Origin of the sequence: Pantoea phosphatilytica (assembly GCF_051025615.1) — a bacterium.
Taxonomy (GTDB): Bacteria; Pseudomonadota; Gammaproteobacteria; order Enterobacterales; family Enterobacteriaceae; genus Pantoea.
Map to the genome: position 1 here is coordinate 97,285 of NZ_JBPFDF010000001.1, position 19,476 is coordinate 116,760.

Annotated in this window: 19 protein-coding genes; 14 read left to right on the forward strand and 5 right to left on the reverse strand. The window is 58.2% G+C overall.

Annotation, left to right across the window (positions count from 1 at the left end; translation table 11 throughout):
- Positions 1–3: 3 nt before the first annotated feature.
- The 5 genes from phoR (at position 4) to proY (ending at position 6,658) form a co-directional block, all read left to right on the forward strand.
- Entirely contained in the window at positions 4–1,317 is a 1,314-nt protein-coding gene (phoR, locus tag ACR6AS_RS00515) for a phosphate regulon sensor histidine kinase PhoR (RefSeq protein ID WP_111140018.1), read from the forward strand.
- A 19-nt stretch (positions 1,318–1,336) separates the two neighbouring features.
- Positions 1,337–2,257 carry a PstS family phosphate ABC transporter substrate-binding protein gene (locus ACR6AS_RS00520; protein ID WP_434160771.1) on the forward strand — a complete coding sequence of 307 codons (921 nt, stop codon included), beginning with the start codon at positions 1,337–1,339 and terminating at the stop codon, positions 2,255–2,257.
- 161 nt (positions 2,258–2,418) lie between these two features.
- On the forward strand, positions 2,419–3,525 hold the full coding sequence (locus tag ACR6AS_RS00525; RefSeq protein WP_434160773.1) for a cobalamin-independent methionine synthase II family protein: 1,107 nt from the start codon (positions 2,419–2,421) through the stop codon (positions 3,523–3,525).
- A 390-nt stretch (positions 3,526–3,915) separates the two neighbouring features.
- Positions 3,916–5,235: a branched-chain amino acid transporter carrier protein BrnQ gene (brnQ, locus tag ACR6AS_RS00530; protein ID WP_111140016.1), complete on the forward strand. Its 1,320-nt coding sequence runs from the start codon at positions 3,916–3,918 to the stop codon at positions 5,233–5,235.
- A 70-nt stretch (positions 5,236–5,305) separates the two neighbouring features.
- The gene (gene proY, locus ACR6AS_RS00535) at positions 5,306–6,658 is read left to right on the forward strand and encodes a proline-specific permease ProY (protein WP_111140015.1); all 1,353 of its coding nucleotides are present in this window, start codon (positions 5,306–5,308) and stop codon (positions 6,656–6,658) included.
- 513 nt (positions 6,659–7,171) lie between these two features.
- Here proY and ACR6AS_RS00540 read toward each other — a convergent pair.
- The 3 genes from ACR6AS_RS00540 to ACR6AS_RS00550 all read right to left on the reverse strand — a co-directional run bounded on the left by ACR6AS_RS00540 (position 7,172) and on the right by ACR6AS_RS00550 (position 10,027).
- Entirely contained in the window at positions 7,172–8,428 is a 1,257-nt protein-coding gene (locus ACR6AS_RS00540) for a histidine-type phosphatase (protein ID WP_111140014.1), read from the reverse strand.
- Positions 8,429–9,241, reverse strand: a complete 813-nt coding sequence (locus tag ACR6AS_RS00545; RefSeq protein WP_434160776.1) for an inositol monophosphatase family protein — start codon at positions 9,239–9,241, stop codon at positions 8,429–8,431.
- A 204-nt stretch (positions 9,242–9,445) separates the two neighbouring features.
- Positions 9,446–10,027, reverse strand: a complete 582-nt coding sequence (locus tag ACR6AS_RS00550; protein WP_418802047.1) for an ACP phosphodiesterase — start codon at positions 10,025–10,027, stop codon at positions 9,446–9,448.
- A 103-nt stretch (positions 10,028–10,130) separates the two neighbouring features.
- On the opposite strand from ACR6AS_RS00550, the gene queA reads away from it, so the two are divergent.
- The 5 genes from queA to secF all read left to right on the forward strand — a co-directional run bounded on the left by queA (position 10,131) and on the right by secF (position 15,612).
- The gene (gene queA / locus ACR6AS_RS00555) at positions 10,131–11,201 is read left to right on the forward strand and encodes a tRNA preQ1(34) S-adenosylmethionine ribosyltransferase-isomerase QueA (protein ID WP_111140011.1); all 1,071 of its coding nucleotides are present in this window, start codon (positions 10,131–10,133) and stop codon (positions 11,199–11,201) included.
- Between the two features lie 78 nt (positions 11,202–11,279).
- Positions 11,280–12,428, forward strand: coding sequence for a tRNA guanosine(34) transglycosylase Tgt (gene tgt, locus ACR6AS_RS00560; RefSeq protein ID WP_111140010.1), 1,149 nt, complete (start codon positions 11,280–11,282; stop codon positions 12,426–12,428).
- The gene (gene yajC / locus ACR6AS_RS00565; protein ID WP_009091760.1) at positions 12,428–12,760 is read left to right on the forward strand and encodes a preprotein translocase subunit YajC; all 333 of its coding nucleotides are present in this window, start codon (positions 12,428–12,430) and stop codon (positions 12,758–12,760) included. The genes tgt and yajC overlap by 1 nt, the downstream gene beginning before the upstream one ends.
- A gap of 25 nt (positions 12,761–12,785) precedes the next feature.
- On the forward strand, positions 12,786–14,633 hold the full coding sequence (secD, locus tag ACR6AS_RS00570; RefSeq protein WP_111140009.1) for a protein translocase subunit SecD: 1,848 nt from the start codon (positions 12,786–12,788) through the stop codon (positions 14,631–14,633).
- Positions 14,634–14,643: 10 nt separating this feature from the next.
- Positions 14,644–15,612: a protein translocase subunit SecF gene (gene secF / locus ACR6AS_RS00575; RefSeq protein ID WP_111140008.1), complete on the forward strand. Its 969-nt coding sequence runs from the start codon at positions 14,644–14,646 to the stop codon at positions 15,610–15,612.
- 61 nt (positions 15,613–15,673) lie between these two features.
- Here the strand turns inward: secF and ACR6AS_RS00580 are convergent, their stop codons facing one another.
- Together ACR6AS_RS00580 and lysM are read right to left on the reverse strand one after the other, a co-directional pair.
- Positions 15,674–16,252 carry a SadB/YajI family lipoprotein gene (locus ACR6AS_RS00580; protein WP_293770874.1) on the reverse strand — a complete coding sequence of 193 codons (579 nt, stop codon included), beginning with the start codon at positions 16,250–16,252 and terminating at the stop codon, positions 15,674–15,676.
- Between the two features lie 16 nt (positions 16,253–16,268).
- Positions 16,269–16,706 (reverse strand): peptidoglycan-binding protein LysM, encoded by a 438-nt coding sequence (lysM, locus tag ACR6AS_RS00585; protein ID WP_111140027.1) that lies wholly within the window; start codon positions 16,704–16,706, stop codon positions 16,269–16,271.
- Positions 16,707–16,892: 186 nt separating this feature from the next.
- Here lysM and nrdR point away from each other — a divergent pair, with 186 nt between their 5' ends.
- From nrdR to nusB, 4 genes are all read left to right on the forward strand, one after another.
- On the forward strand, positions 16,893–17,342 hold the full coding sequence (gene nrdR, locus ACR6AS_RS00590) for a transcriptional regulator NrdR (protein WP_009091750.1): 450 nt from the start codon (positions 16,893–16,895) through the stop codon (positions 17,340–17,342).
- 3 nt (positions 17,343–17,345) lie between these two features.
- A complete protein-coding gene (gene ribD / locus ACR6AS_RS00595) occupies positions 17,346–18,446 on the forward strand; it encodes a bifunctional diaminohydroxyphosphoribosylaminopyrimidine deaminase/5-amino-6-(5-phosphoribosylamino)uracil reductase RibD (protein WP_111140006.1) in 1,101 nt (366 codons plus the stop codon).
- A 90-nt stretch (positions 18,447–18,536) separates the two neighbouring features.
- Entirely contained in the window at positions 18,537–19,007 is a 471-nt protein-coding gene (gene ribH / locus ACR6AS_RS00600; RefSeq protein WP_111140005.1) for a 6,7-dimethyl-8-ribityllumazine synthase, read from the forward strand.
- 19 nt (positions 19,008–19,026) lie between these two features.
- A complete protein-coding gene (gene nusB / locus ACR6AS_RS00605) occupies positions 19,027–19,446 on the forward strand; it encodes a transcription antitermination factor NusB (RefSeq protein WP_111140004.1) in 420 nt (139 codons plus the stop codon).
- The last annotated feature ends 30 nt before the right edge of the window (positions 19,447–19,476 follow it).

Here is a 19,476-nt window from a genome sequence, read left to right on the forward strand (position 1 = left end):
ACCGTGCTGGAACGCCTCTCCTGGAAGAGATTACTTGCAGAACTGCTGCTGGCCTGCCTGCCGGGGCTGCTGCTGGGCCTGCTGACCGGCGGCCTGGCCTGGTGGCTGCTGCTGAGCGTACTGGCGGTGCTGTTGTGGCACTTTCACAATCTGATGCGGCTGTCGCACTGGCTGTGGCTTGACCGCACCATGACGCCGCCCGCCGGGCGTGCCAGCTGGGAACCGCTGTTTTATGGCCTCTATCAGATGCAGCTGCGAAACCGGCGGCGGCGGCGCGAACTGGGTAATCTGATCAAGCGTTTCCGCAGCGGGGCGGAGTCGCTGCCGGATGCGGTGATCCTGACGACGGAAGAGGGAACGATTTTCTGGTGCAACGGGCTGGCGCAGCAGCATCTTGGCCTGCGCTGGCCGGAAGATAATGGCCAGAATATCCTCAATCTCCTGCGTTATCCTGAGTTTTCCCGCTATCTCCGTCAGCGCGATTTTGACAAGCCGCTGACGCTGGTGCTCAACAACAAACTGCACATGGAGTTTCGCGTGATGCCCTACAGCGAAGGGCAGTGGCTGCTGGTGGCGCGTGATGTCACGCAGATGCACCAGCTGGAGGGCGCGCGCCGCAACTTCTTTGCCAACGTCAGCCATGAGCTGCGCACACCACTCACGGTGCTGCAGGGTTATCTGGAGATGATGAACGACGCGGTGATGAGTGAACCTTCGCGCAGTAAAGCGCTGCACACCATGTCAGAGCAGACGCGGCGGATGGACAGTCTGGTTAAGCAACTGCTGACGCTGTCGCGCATTGAGGCCGCGCCGGCCATCGATCTGAAAGAGAAGGTGGACGTACCGGTGATGCTGAAACTGCTGCAGCATGAGGCGGCGACGCTGAGCGGTGGCCGCCACGAGATCCATTTCCACACCGATCCCCATCTTAAGGTGTTCGGCAACGACGAGCAGTTGCGCAGCGCCATCTCCAATCTGGTTTACAACGCCGTCAATCACACGCCTGCGGGCACGCGGATCGATATCAGCTGGCTGCGCAGCAAACAGGGCGCGACCCTGCGGGTGTGCGATAACGGGCCGGGTATTGCGGCAGAGCATATTCCGCGGCTGACCGAGCGTTTCTATCGCGTCGATAAAGCGCGCTCCCGGGCCACCGGCGGCAGCGGGCTGGGGCTGGCGATTGTAAAACATGCGCTGAGCCACCACAACGCGCGGCTCGACATTACCAGCGTGCCATACAGCGAGACCTGTTTTACCTTTACGCTGCCGGCAAGGTTGATTGTCAGCGGCATGATGCAGGAGAATGCCGTTCATTAATCGCTGCCGGATCTCCCTGATGCGCCTCCTTCTTTTACTGATTGTGACTCTGCTGCCGGGCCTGGCGTTTGCCCAGCCCGGTGCGCTTTCCGGCAACCTCAGCAGCGTGGGCTCTGATACGCTCGGCTATCTGATGACGCTGTGGAGCGAAGATTTCAGCCGTCAGGTGCCGGGCGTTAACGTACAGGTGCAGGCCTCGGGTTCTTCTACTGCCCCGACCGCGCTGGCTGCGGGAGCGGCGCAGCTCGGTCCGATGAGCCGCCCGATGCAGGCCGATGAACGTCAGGCCTTTGAAACGCGTTACGGCTATCCTCCGCTGGCCGTACCGGTGGCGATGGATGCGCTGGTGGTGGTGGTCAATCAGCGCAACCCGCTGCAGCAGATCGCACCCCGCCAGCTCGACGCCATCTTTTCGGTGACCCGCCTGTGTGGCGCCCGCGATGTGCCGCTGCGCTGGGGCGATCTCGGCTTAACCGGGGCGCAGTGGCGCAGCCGTCCGATTCAGCGCTATGGCCGTAACTCCGCCTCCGGCACCTGGGGATTCTTCAAGCAGCAGGCGCTGTGCCGGGGCGATTTTCGCAGCGACGTCGCGGAGTTTCCCGGCTCGGCGGCGGTGGTGCAGGCCGTCGCCGGAAATTCACGCAGCATCGGCTACGCCAGTTTCGGCTTTCACCTCAGCGGGGTAAAAATGCTGGCAGTGACCAACGATCAGGGGCAGTCCATCGTCCCGGATGCGGACGCCATCCGCAGTGGCCGCTACCCCTGGGCGCGTCCGCTCTACCTTTACGTCAATAAAGCGCCCGGTAAACCGCTGCCGCCACTGGTGGCCGCCTTCCTGCAGCAGGTACTCTCGGCGCAGGGACAGCGGCGCGTCAGCGAGGCTGGCTATCTTCCGCTGTCGGAAAGCCAGATCGCCCAGGCGCGGGCCTCCCTGCAATAGCCCAACATGAATTAATTTCATCATCGCTGAATTTTCTTCAGTTGCAGCCGCGCCGCGTGCGTGACACTCTGTGTTCAGATATTTAGCCATCCAGATGGCTATTTATATCAGAATGCAACTATTTCCTGCCGTCATTACCGGCAGGCGAGAAAGGAGTGATCATGCAAAGAGAAACCGCCCCGTTCCGTGCCGACACCGTCGGCAGTTTCCTGCGACCTGCCGCCATCAAACAGGCGCGCGAACAGTTTGCCGCCGGTGAGATCGATGCCGCTGCGTTGCGTAAGGTCGAAGATGAGGCGATTCGTGATGTGGTCGCGAAACAGCGTGAAAATGGCCTGAAGGTGGTCACGGATGGGGAGTTTCGTCGCGGCTGGTGGCACTTCGATTTTTTCTATGGCCTGCAGGGCGTTGAGCGTTATGAGGCGGAGCAGGGCATTCAGTTTAATGGCGTGCAGACCAAAGCGCAGGGCGTGAAAGTGGTCGGCAAACTGGGCTTCCCGGCCGATCACCCGATGCTCGACCATTTCCGCTTCCTGCAGAGCATTGCCGGCGATGCGGTGCCGAAGATGACCATTCCCAGCCCCAGCGTGCTGCACTTCCGTGGCGGCCGCAAAGTCATTGACGCGGAGGTTTACCCGGATCTGGCCGATTACTTCAGCGATCTGGCGCAGACCTACAAGGCGGCTATCCGGGCGTTTTATGACGCGGGCTGCCGCTATCTGCAACTGGATGACACCGTCTGGGCCTATCTCTGTTCTGAGGATCAGAAGCGCGACATCCGGGCGCGCGGCGACGATCCGGAGCAGCTGGCGCAGATTTATGCTCAGGTACTGAATAGCGCACTGGACGATAAACCTGCCGATCTGACCGTGGGCCTGCATGTCTGTCGCGGCAATTTCCGCTCCACCTGGATTTCAGAGGGCGGTTACGGGCCGGTAGCGGAAATCCTGTTCGGCAGCGTAAATGTGGATGCGTTTTTCCTGGAGTATGACAACGCCCGCTCTGGTGGCTTCGAGCCACTGCGGTTTGTTAAGCCCGGCCATCAGCAGGTGGTGCTGGGGCTGATCACCACCAAACTGGGTGATCTGGAAGATCCGGCGCAGGTGAAAATCCGGCTGGAGGAGGCGGCGCAGTATGTCAGTCTGGATCAGATCTGCCTCAGCCCGCAGTGTGGTTTTGCCTCGACGGAAGAGGGTAACAGCCTGAGCGAAGCCGAGCAGTGGCAGAAGATCCGTTTAGTGGTCGATATCGCCAGAGAGGTCTGGTAGTGCTGTAACGTTGTGCAGACAGGCGCGTAAAACGCGCCTTTTGTGTATCTGAACGGTCGTTTATGCGGGGATTTCTCACGGCCTGACGACTTTTCAGGCACATCATCTTGTGTGCCTGCTGAAAAAATCAACGCTATCCTCTGCCTTTTGGAAAAAAGGCGGGATAACCTTCTGGTTTTCCGATCCCGTATTGCCTTTCGCCGCTATAAACGTTTTACTTAGCGCCGTTGTCGATCCACCCCTCTGTAAACAGAATAACAGCAGATTAAACCACCTGCGCGCCAGCCCGAAGCGGACACCGTGCTCTGACAGTGTACGTCGTCGCGGTTCAGACGCAGCGAGGGGGACAACACGAACTCAACTTCCACCGCAACATCAGTGACAGGCCGTATGACACATCGTTTAACTTCGAAGGACATTCTCGCGCTGGGCTTTATGACATTTGCCCTGTTCGTTGGCGCGGGTAACATCATTTTCCCGCCCATGGTTGGTATTCAGTCTGGTGAACACGTCTGGACTGCCGCAATAGGCTTTCTGATCACGGCTGTCGGCCTGCCCGTCATGACCGTGATCGCGCTGGCTCGTGTGGGCGGCGGCGTGGATGCGCTCAGCACCCCGATTGGCAAAGTGGCGGGCATCGTGCTGGCGACCGTCTGCTATCTGGCTGTTGGCCCGCTGTTTGCCACCCCGCGCACCGCAACGGTCTCGTTTGAGATGGGGATCGCCCCGCTGACCGGTGAAGGCTGGCTGCCGCTGTTTATCTACAGCCTGATCTACTTCGTGCTGGTCATTGGCGTGTCGCTCTATCCCGGCAAACTGCTGGATACCGTGGGCCACTTCCTGGCGCCACTGAAAATTATCGCCCTGACCGTGCTCGGTGTGGCCGCGCTGCTCTGGCCGGCAGGCGGAACCATTACGGCGACCGCCGACTATCAGCGTGCGGCCTTCTCCAGCGGTTTCGTTAATGGTTATCTGACCATGGATACCCTGGGCGCCCTGGTCTTCGGCATCGTGATTGTGAACGCGGCCCGCTCCCGTGGCGTGGAAAATGCGGCGCTGCTGACCCGCTATACCGTGCTGGCGGGCCTGATCGCCGGTCTGGGCCTGACGCTGGTCTACCTCTGCCTGTTCAAACTGGGCGCAGGCAGTGGCGCGCTGGTGGATCAAAACGCCAACGGCGCCGCGATCCTGCATGCCTATGTTCAGCACACCTTTGGCGATATGGGCAGCTTCTTCCTGGCCGCGCTGATCTTCGTCGCCTGTATGGTGACCGCCGTGGGCCTGACCTGTGCCTGTGCGGAATTTTTTGCGCAATACCTGCCATTGTCGTATAAAACGCTGGTATTTATTCTGGGTCTGTTCTCAATGGTGGTGTCGAACCTCGGCCTGAGCCACCTGATTCAGATCTCCATCCCGGTACTGACGGCGATCTATCCGCCCTGTATCGTGCTGGTCGTGCTGAGTTTCACCCTGAACTGGTGGAACAAAAGCAGCCGGATTATCGCACCGGCGATGCTGGTCAGCCTGCTGTTCGGCATTGTTGATGCGATTAAAACCACCGGGTTTAAAGATATGCTGCCCGCTTTCAGTCAGCATCTGCCGCTGGCCGACCAGGGTCTCGCCTGGCTGCCGCCGTCGCTGGTGATGCTGCTGATTGCCGCTGTTGTCGACCGGGTGAAGGGACCTGAACAGGTTGCTGTTCACTCGTAACAGAGAGCGCTGATTCTTCTTTAACCACGGGCTTGCCCGTGGTTTTTTCATTTCACAGGTACAGGTTGTTATGCAAGAAACCAACAAGCTCAAACGCGGACTGAGCACGCGCCATATCCGCTTTATGGCACTGGGATCGGCGATTGGCACCGGGCTGTTTTACGGTTCCGCTGATGCGATAAAAATGGCCGGACCGAGCGTGCTGCTCGCCTATATCATCGGCGGAGCCGTGGCTTACATCATCATGCGCGCACTGGGTGAGATGTCGGTGAACAATCCTCAGGCCAGCTCTTTCTCCCGCTACGCACAGGACTATCTGGGGCCGATGGCGGGCTACATCACCGGCTGGACATACTGTTTCGAAATCCTGATTGTGGCGATCGCGGATGTCACCGCTTTCGGCATCTATATGGGCGTCTGGTTCCCTGAGGTGCCGCACTGGATTTGGGTGCTGAGCGTGGTGCTGATCATCGGCGCGGTCAACCTGATGAGCGTCAGGGTGTTCGGCGAGGTGGAGTTCTGGTTCTCCTTCTTCAAGGTCGCCACCATTATCGTGATGATTCTGGCCGGTTTTGGCATGATTATCTGGGGGATCGGCAATGGCGGTCAGCCGACCGGCATCCACAATCTCTGGAGTAACGGCGGCTTCTTCGCGCACGGCGTGGTGGGGATGCTGCTGTCGCTGCAGATGGTGATGTTTGCCTATGGCGGCATTGAGATTATCGGCATCACCGCCGGTGAAGCGAAGGATCCGGAGAAGTCCATTCCGCGTGCGATCAACTCCGTACCCTGGCGCATCCTGGTGTTCTACGTCGGCACGCTGTTTGTGATTATGTCGATCTATCCGTGGAATCAGGTTGGCACTGCGGGCAGCCCGTTTGTCCTGACCTTCCAGCATCTGGGGATCGCGGCGGCGGCTTCCATCCTCAACTTCGTGGTGCTGACGGCCTCGCTCTCGGCCATTAACAGCGATGTGTTTGGCGTGGGCCGTATGCTGCACGGGATGGCACAGCAGGGCCATGCGCCGAAGATCTTTATGAAAGTCTCTTCGCGCGGCATTCCGTGGGTGACGGTGGTGGTAATGATGTTCGCCATGCTGATCGCGGTCTACCTTAACTACCTGATGCCGGAGAAAGTGTTCCTGGTGATCGCCTCCCTGGCGACCTTTGCCACGGTGTGGGTCTGGATCATGATTCTGCTGTCGCAGATAGCGTTTCGTCGCAAAATCGGCAAAGAGGCGGCCAGCAAACTGCACTTTGCCCTGCCTGGCGGCAGCTGGACGGCTGGCGCTGGCGTCGCTTTCCTCTGCTTTATTATCGCGCTGATTGGCTACTTCCCCGATACCCGCGTTTCGCTCTATGTCGGTATGGTGTGGATCGTGCTGCTGCTGGCAGGCTACAAACTGGTGCGTAAGCCTCGTTGATCTTCTGTTCTGCTCTCCCGATGCCGGGGGAGCAGATCCGGTTATTTCCCGCTTCTGTTTTATCCTCCGTTATTTGTGTGATCCGCTGCACAGCCTTCCGTTTTTCAGCCGCTGCGACATTGCGCAGAAATAGTATGGCGTGGTGTTAAGCAGTTTATTTTTCCGACGACGTGTGGAACGGTTTAATTAATGACCTGATTAGCATCACAGATGCTTAAGCCGGATAGCCGGACAGGCGTCATCGCGCGGCAGGGCGCGGCGGGCGGGAGTTGAACAGCAGGCGTGGGGATGAAGAAAATAAAAAACGGCGAAACCAGTCGCCGAAAGAATCAAAGAATTACAGGAAAAAATAATTATAAAGGGATGATTGACGTAACTATCGTAAAACAAAAAAGAGGGGGCTGATAGCCAGCCAGTTTTAAATAAGAAAAGGTCGGAATGGCGCTAATTAACAGCGGTTAACATTATTCAGGCCGCCGGAAAGCGGCGGTCTGAATTTCATTAGCCACAGACTCAGGGCACTATAACCGAAACCGGCAGCGTAGCGCTGTTATCCAGGTTTTTACGCAGCCGATTCAGTGTGGATTGATAAGGGCAGAGCAGACCCACCTTTGTGACTCTGCAGTCGGGCTGATGCCACTCCTGACGTAACAGCGGATGTTTTTCATCAACCGGCTGCAGCTGGCGTATCCCATCCAGACTCTGTGCCTGAAAATAGAGGCGCAAAAACCGTTCGCCGCTGTGGATGTCGCGCCAGCGCTCCAGCACCAGACTGCTGCCGGGCGGGATGTTGCCGCGTGCATAACCGGGTAGCTGCCAGCTGAAACCCATCAGGGTGCGCACCATCGCAATATTGGTGTCGTGCGCGACCAGAATAAACCAGCGGGCAGGCGAACGCGCATCGTCGATCGTCTCCAGCAGGGCGTTGAGCAGGATTGAGCCGCGCCGCTGAGCCAGGTAGAGAAGATCGTTACTGAGATCGTAGTTGGCGGTCAGCAGGGGCAGCAGCGTGGTGATCTGCGCGGCGGAAGTGATATGCCCCCAGGCGAGCTGATCGAACGGCAGATTTTCGCTGTAACCCAGCCGCAGCGTCTCCACCATGCTCGCCATCGCGCTCAGCCCGTAGACGTAACTGCCGCCGCTGCGGGTCTGCCGGATCGACCAGGGCTGGTCGAAGAAGGTGCAGGCAACGGCGGGCGGACAGACGGCGGCTTTCAGCTGCTGAATCGCCGGTTGCAGCTGCTGTTGCAGCTGCGCCAGATCGCCCGCTTTCTGCTGTTTAGCGGCCAGCTCCTGAGCCGGGTCGCCCCGGGTGATCGCCAGTTTTTCGCTCTGAAACAGCGGGTCAGCGTCACCCGCCACGGAATGCACCGGCACGCCGCAGCCGGGAAAGGCCCCGTCAGTCAGCGCCGCGCCGGTGGCGCGGGTGCGCTGCAGCGGGCTGGCGCGCACGTAGACCTGGGTCGCATCAGGGCAGCCAGCCTTCAGCAAACCGAGCTGGCGATAGTGATCGCCCTCCCAGCGCCCTTTATTGACCACCGCGCTGTAGCCATGACCGGTCAGCTCGCCATCGGCCGTGCTCCACTGTGTCCAGGGCTGCTGACTGGCGGCCTCGATCTCTTTACGGTTGCCCGGCGTTGGCGGGCGGACACCATGACGGCTCAGTTCAACCACTTTCTCCAGCTGATACTCCGCGGCCTGTGTCGCCGGGCTTGCCAGCCAGAGAGACGTGAGGATCAGCGCGCAGCGGCACAGGATGGGCAGCCTCATCTATTCATCCAGCGCGCGGTTACCGGTCAGCGCTTTGATCTGTGGATAGAGCGTTGCATTAGCCAGCAGCACCGGATTGCCGTTTTTCAGCCCCTCGTTGCGCAGATAATCGTTGGTGACACCGCCCGCTTCGCGCATCAGAACAATGCCCGGCAGACTGTCCCAGGGATGCATATGCGCTTCGTAATAACCAATCAGGCGTCCCGCTGCCGCCCAGGCACTGGTCAGCGCGCCGGAACCAACACGGATAAACATGCCGCCCTGGGCGATCAGCCCGTTAATCAGATGCGAAACGCTTTCGCCCGGCGTCCGGCTGGAGTTGCTGATGCCGAGCAGACCCTCATTAAGCGCTGTTGCGCCATGAGCCTGTATCGGACGTTCATTGAGCCAGGCACCCTGACCGGCGCGGGCGTGAAACAGCTCCTGATGATTAGGATCGCAGATCACGCCGATAACGGGTTCACCCTCACACACCACCGCCAGCGAGACGCACCAGTTTGGCAGTCCGTTGACGAAGCAGGCGGTGCCATCAATCGGATCGACAACCCAGATAAAAGGGGCACCCTGAACCTCGCCGCCGCTCTCCTCACCATAGACGGCATCCTCCGGAAACCGTTCGGCGATTAAGGTCTTGATCAAGGCCTCCACATTGCGATCGGCCTCGCTGACCACGTCCTGCAAATCCCTTTTGTGTTCCACCACCAGTGTCTGACGCTGCTGATACCAGGATAAGGCCCGGCTGGCCGCCGCACGGGCGATGTCGCAGGCGTAACGGTAACGCGCGTCAATTTCAGAATGCGAAGCGGATGACATCTTTTCCTCTTATGCTTTTTTGCCCTATCGAACGGAAGGCGCGCCTGAACAGGCGGTCTGGCTGTGATGTTAACTTAACTACTGTTAAGAAAGGCTTCATTAAGCCGCAGATGGCGTGTAATGGCAAGATGGGGCGAAACCGGGCGACGGTTTTTCAGCGGGCAGAAATGGATTGCCGCCAGCCCGGTAGCAGAGGATCGGGTTTTACAGGGTTCTGTTGGTCGCCAGCGTCATTAAACGCGGATAAAAATCAAAAAACAGCGCTTCCAGCTGATCGTAATGCCGGGTGAAATCGTGGTATGAGTCGCGCAGCGCCGCCAGGCGGGGACGACGGCTGGCCATACCGTGCAGCACCCGCTCCAGCCGTGCGGGCTGGGCATAGTGTTCAAACCAGTGCTCGCGCCACATTACCGCGTTAAGGTGCTGAAATTCAGGGGGGGTGTCGCGCAGCTGCGGCACGATCTCCCGCTCGGCGGCGGCAGAAAATTGCGCCAGCGTCTGGTCAGGCGTGAACTGCTGCCAGTGGCGGGCCAGAAAATGGTCCCAGATGACATCCAAAGTGATGGGGGCCACGCGATACGTTTCCGCCCGGAAAAGCTGGCGGGCGGTGCGCACCTCTGGCAGCGCATCGGTCATGACGTCGAGACGACGGTGCATGAGAATGCCGTCTGCGACAGGCGAAGACCAGTGCTGGTGCGGATTACCCCGCACAAAATCGGCCATTAAGTTACCGAGCAGGGAGCTGTTGGCCAGCTGAGCCAGATGGAGATGAGCGAGAAAGTTCATGACGCATTATAGGCTGAACTGCCTTTGCGCAGCCAGTTGTTCAGAATTGGTCGATTTTCCGCTAAACTGTGCCGCCTGTTTTTGCCTGAGAAAGAACATTTCAATGCGTGTCGCCGATTTTGCTTTTGAATTGCCCGAATCCCTGATTGCTCACTATCCCCAGGCGCAGCGCAGCGGCTGTCGACTGCTGACGCTTGAGGGTCCCAGCGGTAACCTGTCGCATGGTGTGTTCACCGATGTGCTGGATAAGCTCAATCCAGGCGACCTGCTGGTGTTCAACAATACCCGGGTGATCCCGGCACGCGTCTTTGGCCGTAAAGCCAGCGGCGGCAAAATCGAGATGCTGGTTGAGCGCATGCTGGACGACAAGCGCGTGCTGGCCCATGTGCGCGCCTCGAAAGCGCCAAAGCCGGGTGCTGAGCTGCTGCTGGGCGAAGATGAGAGCGTGAAAGCGACCATGGTGGCACGCCACGATGCGCTGTTTGAGATCGCGTTTGATGACGAGCGCGCCGTGCTCGACATCCTCAACAGCGTCGGCCATATGCCGCTGCCGCCCTATATCGATCGTCCGGATGAAGAAGCTGACCGCGAGCTTTATCAGACCGTCTACAGCGCCCGTCCGGGGGCTGTGGCGGCGCCCACTGCCGGGCTGCACTTTGACGAACCGCTGCTGCAGGCGCTGAAAGAGAAGGGCGTCGAAATGGCCTTTGTGACGCTGCACGTTGGCGCGGGCACCTTCCAGCCGGTGCGCGTCGAGACTATCGAAGAGCATCACATGCATGCCGAATATGCCGAAGTGCCGCAGGACGTGGTTGATGCGGTGCTGGCCTGCAAAGCGCGGGGCAACCGGGTGGTGGCTGTCGGCACCACCTCCGTGCGTTCCCTGGAGAGCGCCGCCAGAGCGAGTCAGGATGCCCTGATCGCGCCGTTCTTCGACGATACCCAGATTTTTATCTATCCGGGCTATGAGTATCAGGTGATCGATGCACTCATCACCAATTTCCACCTGCCCGAATCGACCCTGATTATGCTGGTGTCGGCCTTTGCCGGTTATCAGCACACCATGGCCGCGTACCGCGCAGCCGTGGCTGAGCAGTATCGCTTCTTCAGTTATGGAGACGCGATGTTTATCAGCAAAAATCCGCAGGCGCCGCTGGAAAAAGTGGGCGACTGATTTATTAACCGATGGCCGGACTCGCCCGTTACGCGACGAAGGCTATCTGCATCGGACTGTTTCTCCGATGGAGGCTTTGTGAAATTTGAACTTGATACCACTGACGGGCGCGCGCGCCGTGGCCGTCTGATTTTCGATCGTGGCGTGGTGGAAACCCCGGCGTTTATGCCCGTGGGCACCTACGGCACCGTGAAAGGCATGACGCCGGAAGAGGTGCAGGAGACGGGCGCACAGATCATTCTGGGCAACACCTTCCACCTCTGGCTGCGTCCGGGCCAGGAGATCATGAAACTGCACGGCGACCTGCATGACTTTATGCAGTGGAAAGGGCCGATCCTGACCGATTCCGGCGGTTTCCAGGTCTTCAGCCTGGGCGATATCCGTAAGATCACCGAAGCGGGCGTTCACTTCCGTAATCCGATCAACGGCGATCCGATCTTCCTCGATCCGGAAAAATCGATGGAGATCCAGTATGACCTCGGTTCCGACATCGTGATGATCTTCGACGAATGTACGCCTTATCCGGCGGACTGGGACTACGCCAAACGCTCGATGGAGATGTCGCTGCGCTGGGCGAAACGCAGCCGCGACCGTTTCGACAGCCTGGGCAACAAAAATGCCCTGTTTGGCATTATCCAGGGCTCGGTTTACGAAGATTTACGAGATGTCTCGGTGAAAGGTCTGGTAGAGATTGGCTTTGATGGGTACGCTGTGGGCGGCCTGGCGGTGGGTGAGCCTAAGCAGGACATGCACCGTATTCTTGAGCACGTCTGTCCGCAGCTGCCGCAGGATAAACCGCGTTATCTGATGGGTGTCGGTAAGCCGGAGGATCTGGTTGAAGGCGTCCGTCGCGGTGTCGATATGTTTGACTGCGTGATGCCCACCCGCAATGCCCGAAACGGCCATCTGTTTGTGACGGAAGGCGTGGTGAAAATCCGCAACGCCCGCTACAAAGATGACACTGCGCCGCTGGATGCCGAGTGTGATTGTTACACCTGTCGCAATTACAGTCGTGCCTACTTGTATCATCTCGACCGTTGTAACGAAATACTGGGCGCGCGCCTGAATACTATCCACAATTTGCGCTACTACCAGCGTCTGATGGCAGGTTTACGCCAGGCCATTGAAGAGGGTAAATTAGAGCGCTTTGTAACTGAGTTTTACCAACGGACGGGCAAAGAAGTTCCGCCATTAACGTCTGACAATTCATCAATGAGGGAAATTTAATGAGCTTATTCATTTCTGACGCCGTGGCCGCAGCAGGCGCACCGTCTCAGGGAAGTCCGTATTCTCTGGTGATCATGCTGGTGGTATTTGGTCTGATTTTCTATTTCATGATCCTGCGTCCACAGCAGAAACGTGCGAAAGAGCACAAGAAGCTGATGGACTCTATTTCCAAGGGTGATGAAGTGCTGACCAGCGGTGGCCTGGTAGGTCGCGTAACAAAAGTCTCTGACACGGGCTACGTAGCGATTGCGCTGAATGACACCAACGAAGTAGTCATTAAACGTGATTTCGTCGCCGCCGTGCTGCCTAAAGGCACTATCAAGGCGCTGTAATTCTTTCTTCCCTAAGGGAACTGCCGTGTTAAATCGTTATCCTTTGTGGAAGTACGTGATGCTGGTCGTCGTGATTCTCGTCGGCCTGCTCTATGCGCTTCCCAACCTGTATGGTGAGGATCCGGCCGTTCAAATCACTGGTGCGCGCGGAAGCGCCGCCAGTGAGCAGACGTTGGATCAAATTCAGTCCGCATTAAAACAAGATAATATCCAGAGCAAATCCGTTGCGCTGGAAAACGGGGCGATCACCGCACGCTTCGCCAATACGGATGTGCAGTTGCGCGCCCGTGAAGCGATCATGAAAGCGCTGGGTGAAAACTACGTTGTCGCGCTGAACCTCGCACCCGCGACGCCGCGCTGGCTGACTCTGCTGTCAGCAGAACCGATGAAACTCGGTCTCGATCTGCGGGGCGGTGTGCACTTCCTGATGGAAGTGGACATGGATACGGCGCTCAGTAAGCTGCAGGAGCAGAATGCTGACACGCTGCGTAGCGACCTGCGCGCCAAAAACATCCCTTACACCAACGTCAATAAAATCGCGAACTACGGCGTGGAAATTCGTTTCCGTGACGCTGCGAGCCGCGATGCGGCGATCGCCTGGCTGAGCTCACGTCACCAGGATCTGGTGATCAACAGCAGCGGCAGCGATGCCCTGCGTGCCACCATGAGCGATGCCCGCCTGAGCGAAGCGCGTGAATATGCGGTTCAGCAGAACATTACCATTCTGCGTAACCGTGTGAACCAGCTGGGTGTGGCGGAACCGCTGGTGCAGCGTCAGGGCTCTGACCGCATCGTCGTTGAGCTGCCGGGGATTCAGGATACGGCGCGCGCCAAAGAGATTCTGGGCGCAACCGCAACGCTGGAATTCCGTCTGGTTAACACCAGCGTGGATCCGGGTGCGGCGGCCAGTGGCCGTGTACCGGGTGACTCGGAAGTGAAGCAGATGCGTGATGGTCAGCCGGTCGTGCTCTACAAGCGGGTGATCCTGACCGGTGATCACATCACCGATTCAACCTCCAGCATGGATGAGTACAACCAGCCACAGGTGAACATCTCACTGGATGGCGCGGGCGGTAACATCATGTCGAACTTCACCAAGGACAACATCGGCAAGCCGATGGCGACCCTGTTTGTGGAGTATAAAGACAGCGGTAAAAAAGATGCCAACGGCCGTTCCGTGCTGGTGAAACAGGAGGAGGTGATTAACGTCGCCAATATCCAGTCTCGCCTGGGTAACAGCTTCCGCATCACCGGTATCAGCAATCCGAACGAAGCACGCCAGCTCTCGCTGCTGCTGCGCGCCGGTGCGCTGATTGCGCCTATCCAGATTGTGGAAGAGCGCACTATCGGACCGACCATGGGTCAGCAGAACATTACCCAGGGTCTGGAAGCCTGCCTGTGGGGTCTGCTCGCATCGATCCTGTTTATGGTGGTGTTCTATAAGAAGTTTGGTCTGATTGCGACCAGCGCACTGCTGGTCAACCTGGTGCTGATTGTCGGCATTATGTCTCTGCTGCCAGGCGCGACCCTGACCATGCCAGGTATTGCCGGTATCGTGTTAACGCTGGCGGTAGCGGTGGATGCTAACGTACTGATTAACGAACGTATTAAAGAAGAGCTGCGTAACGGGCGCTCGGTTCAGCAGGCAATTCATGAGGGCTACAAAGGCGCCTTCTCCAGTATTGTCGATGCGAACGTCACAACCCTGATCAAAGTTATCATTCTTTACGCGGTCGGCACCGGTTCGATCAAAGGTTTTGCGATTACCACCGCAATTGGTATCGCGACCTCAATGTTCACCGCGATTATCGGTACCCGTGCCATTGTTAACCTGGTTTACGGTGGCAAACGCATCAACAAGCTGTCTATCTGAGGAGTGCGTTGTGGCACAGGAATATAACATTGAGCAGTTAAATCACGGGCGTAAAGTCGTCGACTTTATGCGCTGGGATAAGCTGGCCTTCATCATTTCGGGACTGCTGATCCTCGCGGCGATTGCGATCGTAAGCGTGCGTGGCTTCAACTGGGGTCTCGATTTCACCGGCGGTACGGTGATTGAGATCGCGCTGGAGAAACCCGCCGACCTCGACACGCTGCGCAGTGAGCTGGTGAAGGCGGGCTTTGACGAGCCGCTGGTGCAGAACTTTGGCAGCAGCCGCGATGTGATGGTGCGTATGGCGCCGGTGACCGGTGGAGCCGGTACCGAGTTAGGCAATAAAGTGGTGTCGGTGATCAACCAGACCACCCAGCAGAACGCGACCGTGAAGCGCATTGAGTTCGTTGGCCCGAGCGTGGGCAGCGACCTGGCGCAGGCGGGGGCGATGGCGCTGCTGTCTGCACTGATTGCGATTCTGATCTATATCGGTTTTCGCTTTGAGTGGCGTCTGGCGCTGGGTACGGTACTGGCGCTGGCGCATGACGTGATCATCACCTGCGGCCTGCTGGCGCTGTTCCGCATTGAAATCGACCTGACTATCGTTGCCTCGCTGATGTCAGTGATCGGCTACTCGCTTAACGATAAAATCGTGGTGTCAGACCGTATTCGTGAAAACTTCCGCAGGATCCGTCGCGGCAGCTCTTACGACATTACGAACGTGTCGCTGACCCAGACCTTAAGCCGTACGCTGATCACCTCGCTGACGACGCTGGCGATGATCCTCATCCTCTTCATCTTTGGCGGTGCGTTGCTGAAAGGCTTCTCGCTGACCATGCTGATTGGTGTGGCGATTGGTACGATTTCATCCATTTATGTCTCTTCGGCGCTGGCGCTGAAGCTGGGCATGAAGCGTGAACATATGCTGGTTCAGAAGGTGGAGAAAGAGGGCGCCGATCAGCCTTCAATCCTGCCGTAAAGACCGTCGCGCAATGAAAACGGGCAGCCCTGTGGCTGTCCGTTTTTTTTGCATCGCGCCCCTAAGGGGTAGCGGATGCCGCAGGACGGGTCGGGGCGGGGGCATCACCGGTCACGTTGTGCACCCGGACATAACCTAACTGTTCGGGTGTCAGACCGCTGAGCCGCAACGGAATGGACGCCGTATGCTGTGGCAGCAGCGAGGCTGGCAGCGCAACGGTCTGGCTCAGGCTGTCACTGTTCAGCGGTTTACCGGTTGCCGGGTCGAGTTCACCCCAGATGACGGTTGCATGCAGGGCGGGCAGAGGCCGATCGTCCATTGAGCGAACGGTCAGAGTCGCCCGCGAGCCGCTGGCTTCGGCGGTGACCGGCGACAGCGTCAGCCGCAGCGTGCCGAGCCGGGTCTTCAGCGCCACCGGCGTGTTCGCCTGCGGCACCAGCCACGCACCCTGTTCAGAGTGGGCGTTAAGCTGCCCCTGGATCTCCAGCGCACTGGCCTGCGTAGTCAGATGCTGCATCTGCTGATTCAGCTGAGTGACTTCCTGATGCAGCTCTCTGACCTGCGGATTACCGGCCGTTGTGCTACAGCCGCTCAGCGTAATCAGCGAAAGTGCCACCGGCGCCCAAACCAACCTGTTCATAAGTTATCCTTGTCCGTTATTTGGGAATACGTAAAACCTGACCAGGATAGATTTTATCAGGATGAGAGAGCATCGGCTTATTCGCCTCAAAAATCCTGTTGTATTCATTGGCGTTGCCATAAACCTCTTTAGAGATTGCGCTAAGCGTATCGCCTTTTTTCACGGTGTAGAGCGCTGACTCGGCCGCGCTGTCGGTAACGGTGACCTTGTCTTCCACTTTGGTAATGCCTGCGACGTTGCCCGCTGCGATCAGGATCTTCTCTTTCAGCTCCTGCGAAAGGCCATCGCCGGTGACGGTAACGGTGTCGCCGTTGACCTTCACATCCACTTTGTCGCTGTCGGGTAAGCCCAGCTTGTTGATGTGATCCTGCAGCTTTTTATTCTGGTCATCGCCGCCATGCACGGCATCCCATAATTTTTCGCCAGCTTCTTTTACAAAGTTAAACAGCCCCATATTACCTCCGGTGTGTGAGTGGAAAATTTTTACTGTCGTCTGTAAAGCGTAGTCCGTTTTGCGGCAGACAAAATTCAGCGTCATTTATCCTGCGATGAGAATCCCAGGAAAGGCACGGAAGAGATTTTGTTGATCCGCAGTTCGCGTTACACTGTCTGGCCTATCACTCTCGCGTCAGGAAACGTCATGCATTGCCCATTCTGCTCCGCTGTGGACACCAAAGTGATTGATTCTCGTCTGGTTAGTGAAGGATCGTCGGTGCGACGCCGTCGCCAGTGTCTGATGTGTCATGAACGCTTCACGACCTTTGAAGTGGCGGAACTGGTGATGCCCCGCGTGGTGAAAAGCAATGACGTGCGCGAACCCTTCAATGAAGACAAAATGGCCAGCGGGATGATGAAGGCGCTGGAGAAGCGTCCGGTCAGCGCCGACGCGGTCGAGAGCGCCGTGAACCATATTAAAACCCAGCTGCGCGCCACCGGCGAACGTGAGATCCCGAGCAAACTGATTGGCAATCTGGTGATGGATGAGCTGAAAAAGCTCGATAAAGTCGCCTATATTCGCTTCGCTTCGGTTTACCGCAGCTTTGAAGACATTCGTGATTTTGGCGAAGAGATCGCCCGGCTACAGGATTAAACCATGGACGAACGCTACATGGCGCGCGCGCTGGAACTGGCGCGACGCGGCCGCTTTACCACCATGCCGAACCCCAACGTCGGCTGCGTTATCGTGCGCGATGGCGAAGTAGTGGGAGAGGGCTGGCATCAGCGTGCGGGTGAACCCCATGCGGAAGTCCATGCGCTGCGTATGGCTGGCGAAAAAGCGCGGGGCGCAACCGCCTATGTCACGCTCGAACCCTGCAGTCATCATGGCCGCACGCCGCCCTGCTGTGACGCACTGATCGCCGCCGGTGTGCAGCGTGTTGTGGCCGCGATGCAGGATCCCAATCCCCAGGTTGCCGGCCGTGGACTCCACCGCCTGCATCAGGCGGGCATCGACGTCAGCCACGGGCTGATGATGGCCGAAGCAGAGGCACTGAATCGCGGCTTCCTCAAGCGGATGCGCACCGGCTTTCCGTGGGTGCAGCTCAAGCTGGGCGCGTCACTGGATGGCCGGACGGCGATGGCCAGCGGCGAAAGCCAGTGGATAACCTCGGCGGCGGCCCGTCGCGATGTGCAGCAGCTGCGCGCGCAGAGCGCCGCGATCCTCAGCAGCAGCGCCACGGTACTGGCAGACGATCCTGCCCTGACGGTGCGCTGGTCTGAACTCAATGAGGAGAGCCAGGCCCTGCTGGATGAACAGGCAGTGCGCCAGCCGGTGCGGGTCATCATCGACAGCCAGAATCGCGTGACGCCGCAGCATCGGATTATTTCGCAGCCGGGTGAAACCTGGCTGATGCGCCATCAGCCGGATCAGCAGCACTGGCCGGACGGGGTGACGCAAATCGCGGTGCCGCTGCGCGAGCAGCAGCTGGACCTGGTGGCGACGATGATGCTGCTGGGACAGCGTCAGATTAACAGCGTCTGGGTTGAAGCTGGCGCCGCGCTGGCCGGTGCCCTGTTGCAGGCGGGCGTTGTCGATGAGCTGATCCTTTATGTCGCGCCTAAACTGTTAGGTCACGAAGGGCGCGGCCTGTGCCAGCTGCCAGGGCTCAGCCAGCTGGCTGACGCCCCGGCGTTCCGTTTCAGCGATGTCCGCCAGGTTGGTGACGATTTACGCCTGACGCTGACACCGCAATAGCATGGTCGGAAAAGCGAGAGCACGCCGCCCAAGAGTATGATAGAATCCGCCCCCCTGCGCGGGGCTAACCAAACCCCTTAAAGGATAAGTATGAAAGTTATCGAAGCTGCTGTTGCAACGCCTGAGGCCCGTGTTGCCATCGTTATTGCGCGTTTTAACAACTTCATTAATGACAGCCTGCTGGATGGCGCAGTTGATGCCCTGAAACGCATTGGCCAGGTCAAAGATGACAATATCACCGTCGTCTGGGTGCCAGGTGCCTATGAACTGCCTCTGGCCGCCCGCACGCTGGCTAACGCTGGCAAACACGATGCGATTATCGCACTCGGTACCGTGATTCGTGGCGGCACCGCTCACTTCGAATATGTGGCGGGTGAAGCCAGCTCCGGTATCGCCAGCGTCGCCATGAACAGCGATATTCCTGTCGCGTTTGGCGTGCTGACCACTGAAAGCATCGAGCAGGCCATCGAACGTGCCGGTACCAAAGCGGGTAACAAAGGTGCCGAAGCGGCGCTGACCGCGCTCGAAATGATCAACGTATTGAAAGCCATTAAAGCCTGATTTTTGTAAGGGGAATTTTGTGAAACCTGCTGCTCGTCGTCGCGCCCGTGAGTGCGCTGTTCAGGCGCTTTACTCCTGGCAGTTGTCGAACAACGACATTGCCGATGTGGAATACCAGTTTCTGGCGGAACAGGACGTCAAAGATGTCGACATTACCTACTTCCGCGAACTGCTGTCCGGTGTGGCGACCAACAGTGCGTATCTGGATGGACTGATGAAGCCCTGGCTGTCGCGTCAGCTCGAAGAGCTGGGTCAGGTAGAGAAAGCGATTCTGCGCATCTCGCTCTATGAGCTCAGCAAACGTGATGATGTGCCCTATAAAGTGGCCATCAATGAAGGCATTGAGCTGGCGAAAGTCTTCGGTGCCGAAGACAGTCATAAATTTGTCAACGGCGTGCTGGATAAAGCCGGTCCACAAATTCGACCCCATCGCAAATAATCAAAAAGGCCGGCTTGCCGGCCTTTTTTC

Excerpts from the sequence above, each read along its gene's own strand:
- yajC (WP_009091760.1), top strand. The coding sequence starts at position 12,428 with ATGAGCTTATTCATTTCTGACGCCGTGGCCGCAGCAGGCGCACCGTCT.
- ACR6AS_RS00525 (WP_434160773.1), top strand. The coding sequence starts at position 2,419 with ATGCAAAGAGAAACCGCCCCGTTCCGTGCCGACACCGTCGGCAGTTTC.
- ACR6AS_RS00580 (WP_293770874.1), bottom strand. The coding sequence starts at position 16,252 with ATGAACAGGTTGGTTTGGGCGCCGGTGGCACTTTCGCTGATTACGCTG.
- brnQ (WP_111140016.1), top strand. The coding sequence starts at position 3,916 with ATGACACATCGTTTAACTTCGAAGGACATTCTCGCGCTGGGCTTTATG.
- ACR6AS_RS00545 (WP_434160776.1), bottom strand. The coding sequence starts at position 9,241 with ATGTCATCCGCTTCGCATTCTGAAATTGACGCGCGTTACCGTTACGCC.
- nrdR (WP_009091750.1), top strand. The coding sequence starts at position 16,893 with ATGCATTGCCCATTCTGCTCCGCTGTGGACACCAAAGTGATTGATTCT.
- ACR6AS_RS00550 (WP_418802047.1), bottom strand. The coding sequence starts at position 10,027 with ATGAACTTTCTCGCTCATCTCCATCTGGCTCAGCTGGCCAACAGCTCC.
- ACR6AS_RS00540 (WP_111140014.1), bottom strand. The coding sequence starts at position 8,428 with ATGAGGCTGCCCATCCTGTGCCGCTGCGCGCTGATCCTCACGTCTCTC.
- proY (WP_111140015.1), top strand. The coding sequence starts at position 5,306 with ATGCAAGAAACCAACAAGCTCAAACGCGGACTGAGCACGCGCCATATC.
- ribD (WP_111140006.1), top strand. The coding sequence starts at position 17,346 with ATGGACGAACGCTACATGGCGCGCGCGCTGGAACTGGCGCGACGCGGC.
- lysM (WP_111140027.1), bottom strand. The coding sequence starts at position 16,706 with ATGGGGCTGTTTAACTTTGTAAAAGAAGCTGGCGAAAAATTATGGGAT.
- queA (WP_111140011.1), top strand. The coding sequence starts at position 10,131 with ATGCGTGTCGCCGATTTTGCTTTTGAATTGCCCGAATCCCTGATTGCT.
- ribH (WP_111140005.1), top strand. The coding sequence starts at position 18,537 with ATGAAAGTTATCGAAGCTGCTGTTGCAACGCCTGAGGCCCGTGTTGCC.
- ACR6AS_RS00520 (WP_434160771.1), top strand. The coding sequence starts at position 1,337 with ATGCGCCTCCTTCTTTTACTGATTGTGACTCTGCTGCCGGGCCTGGCG.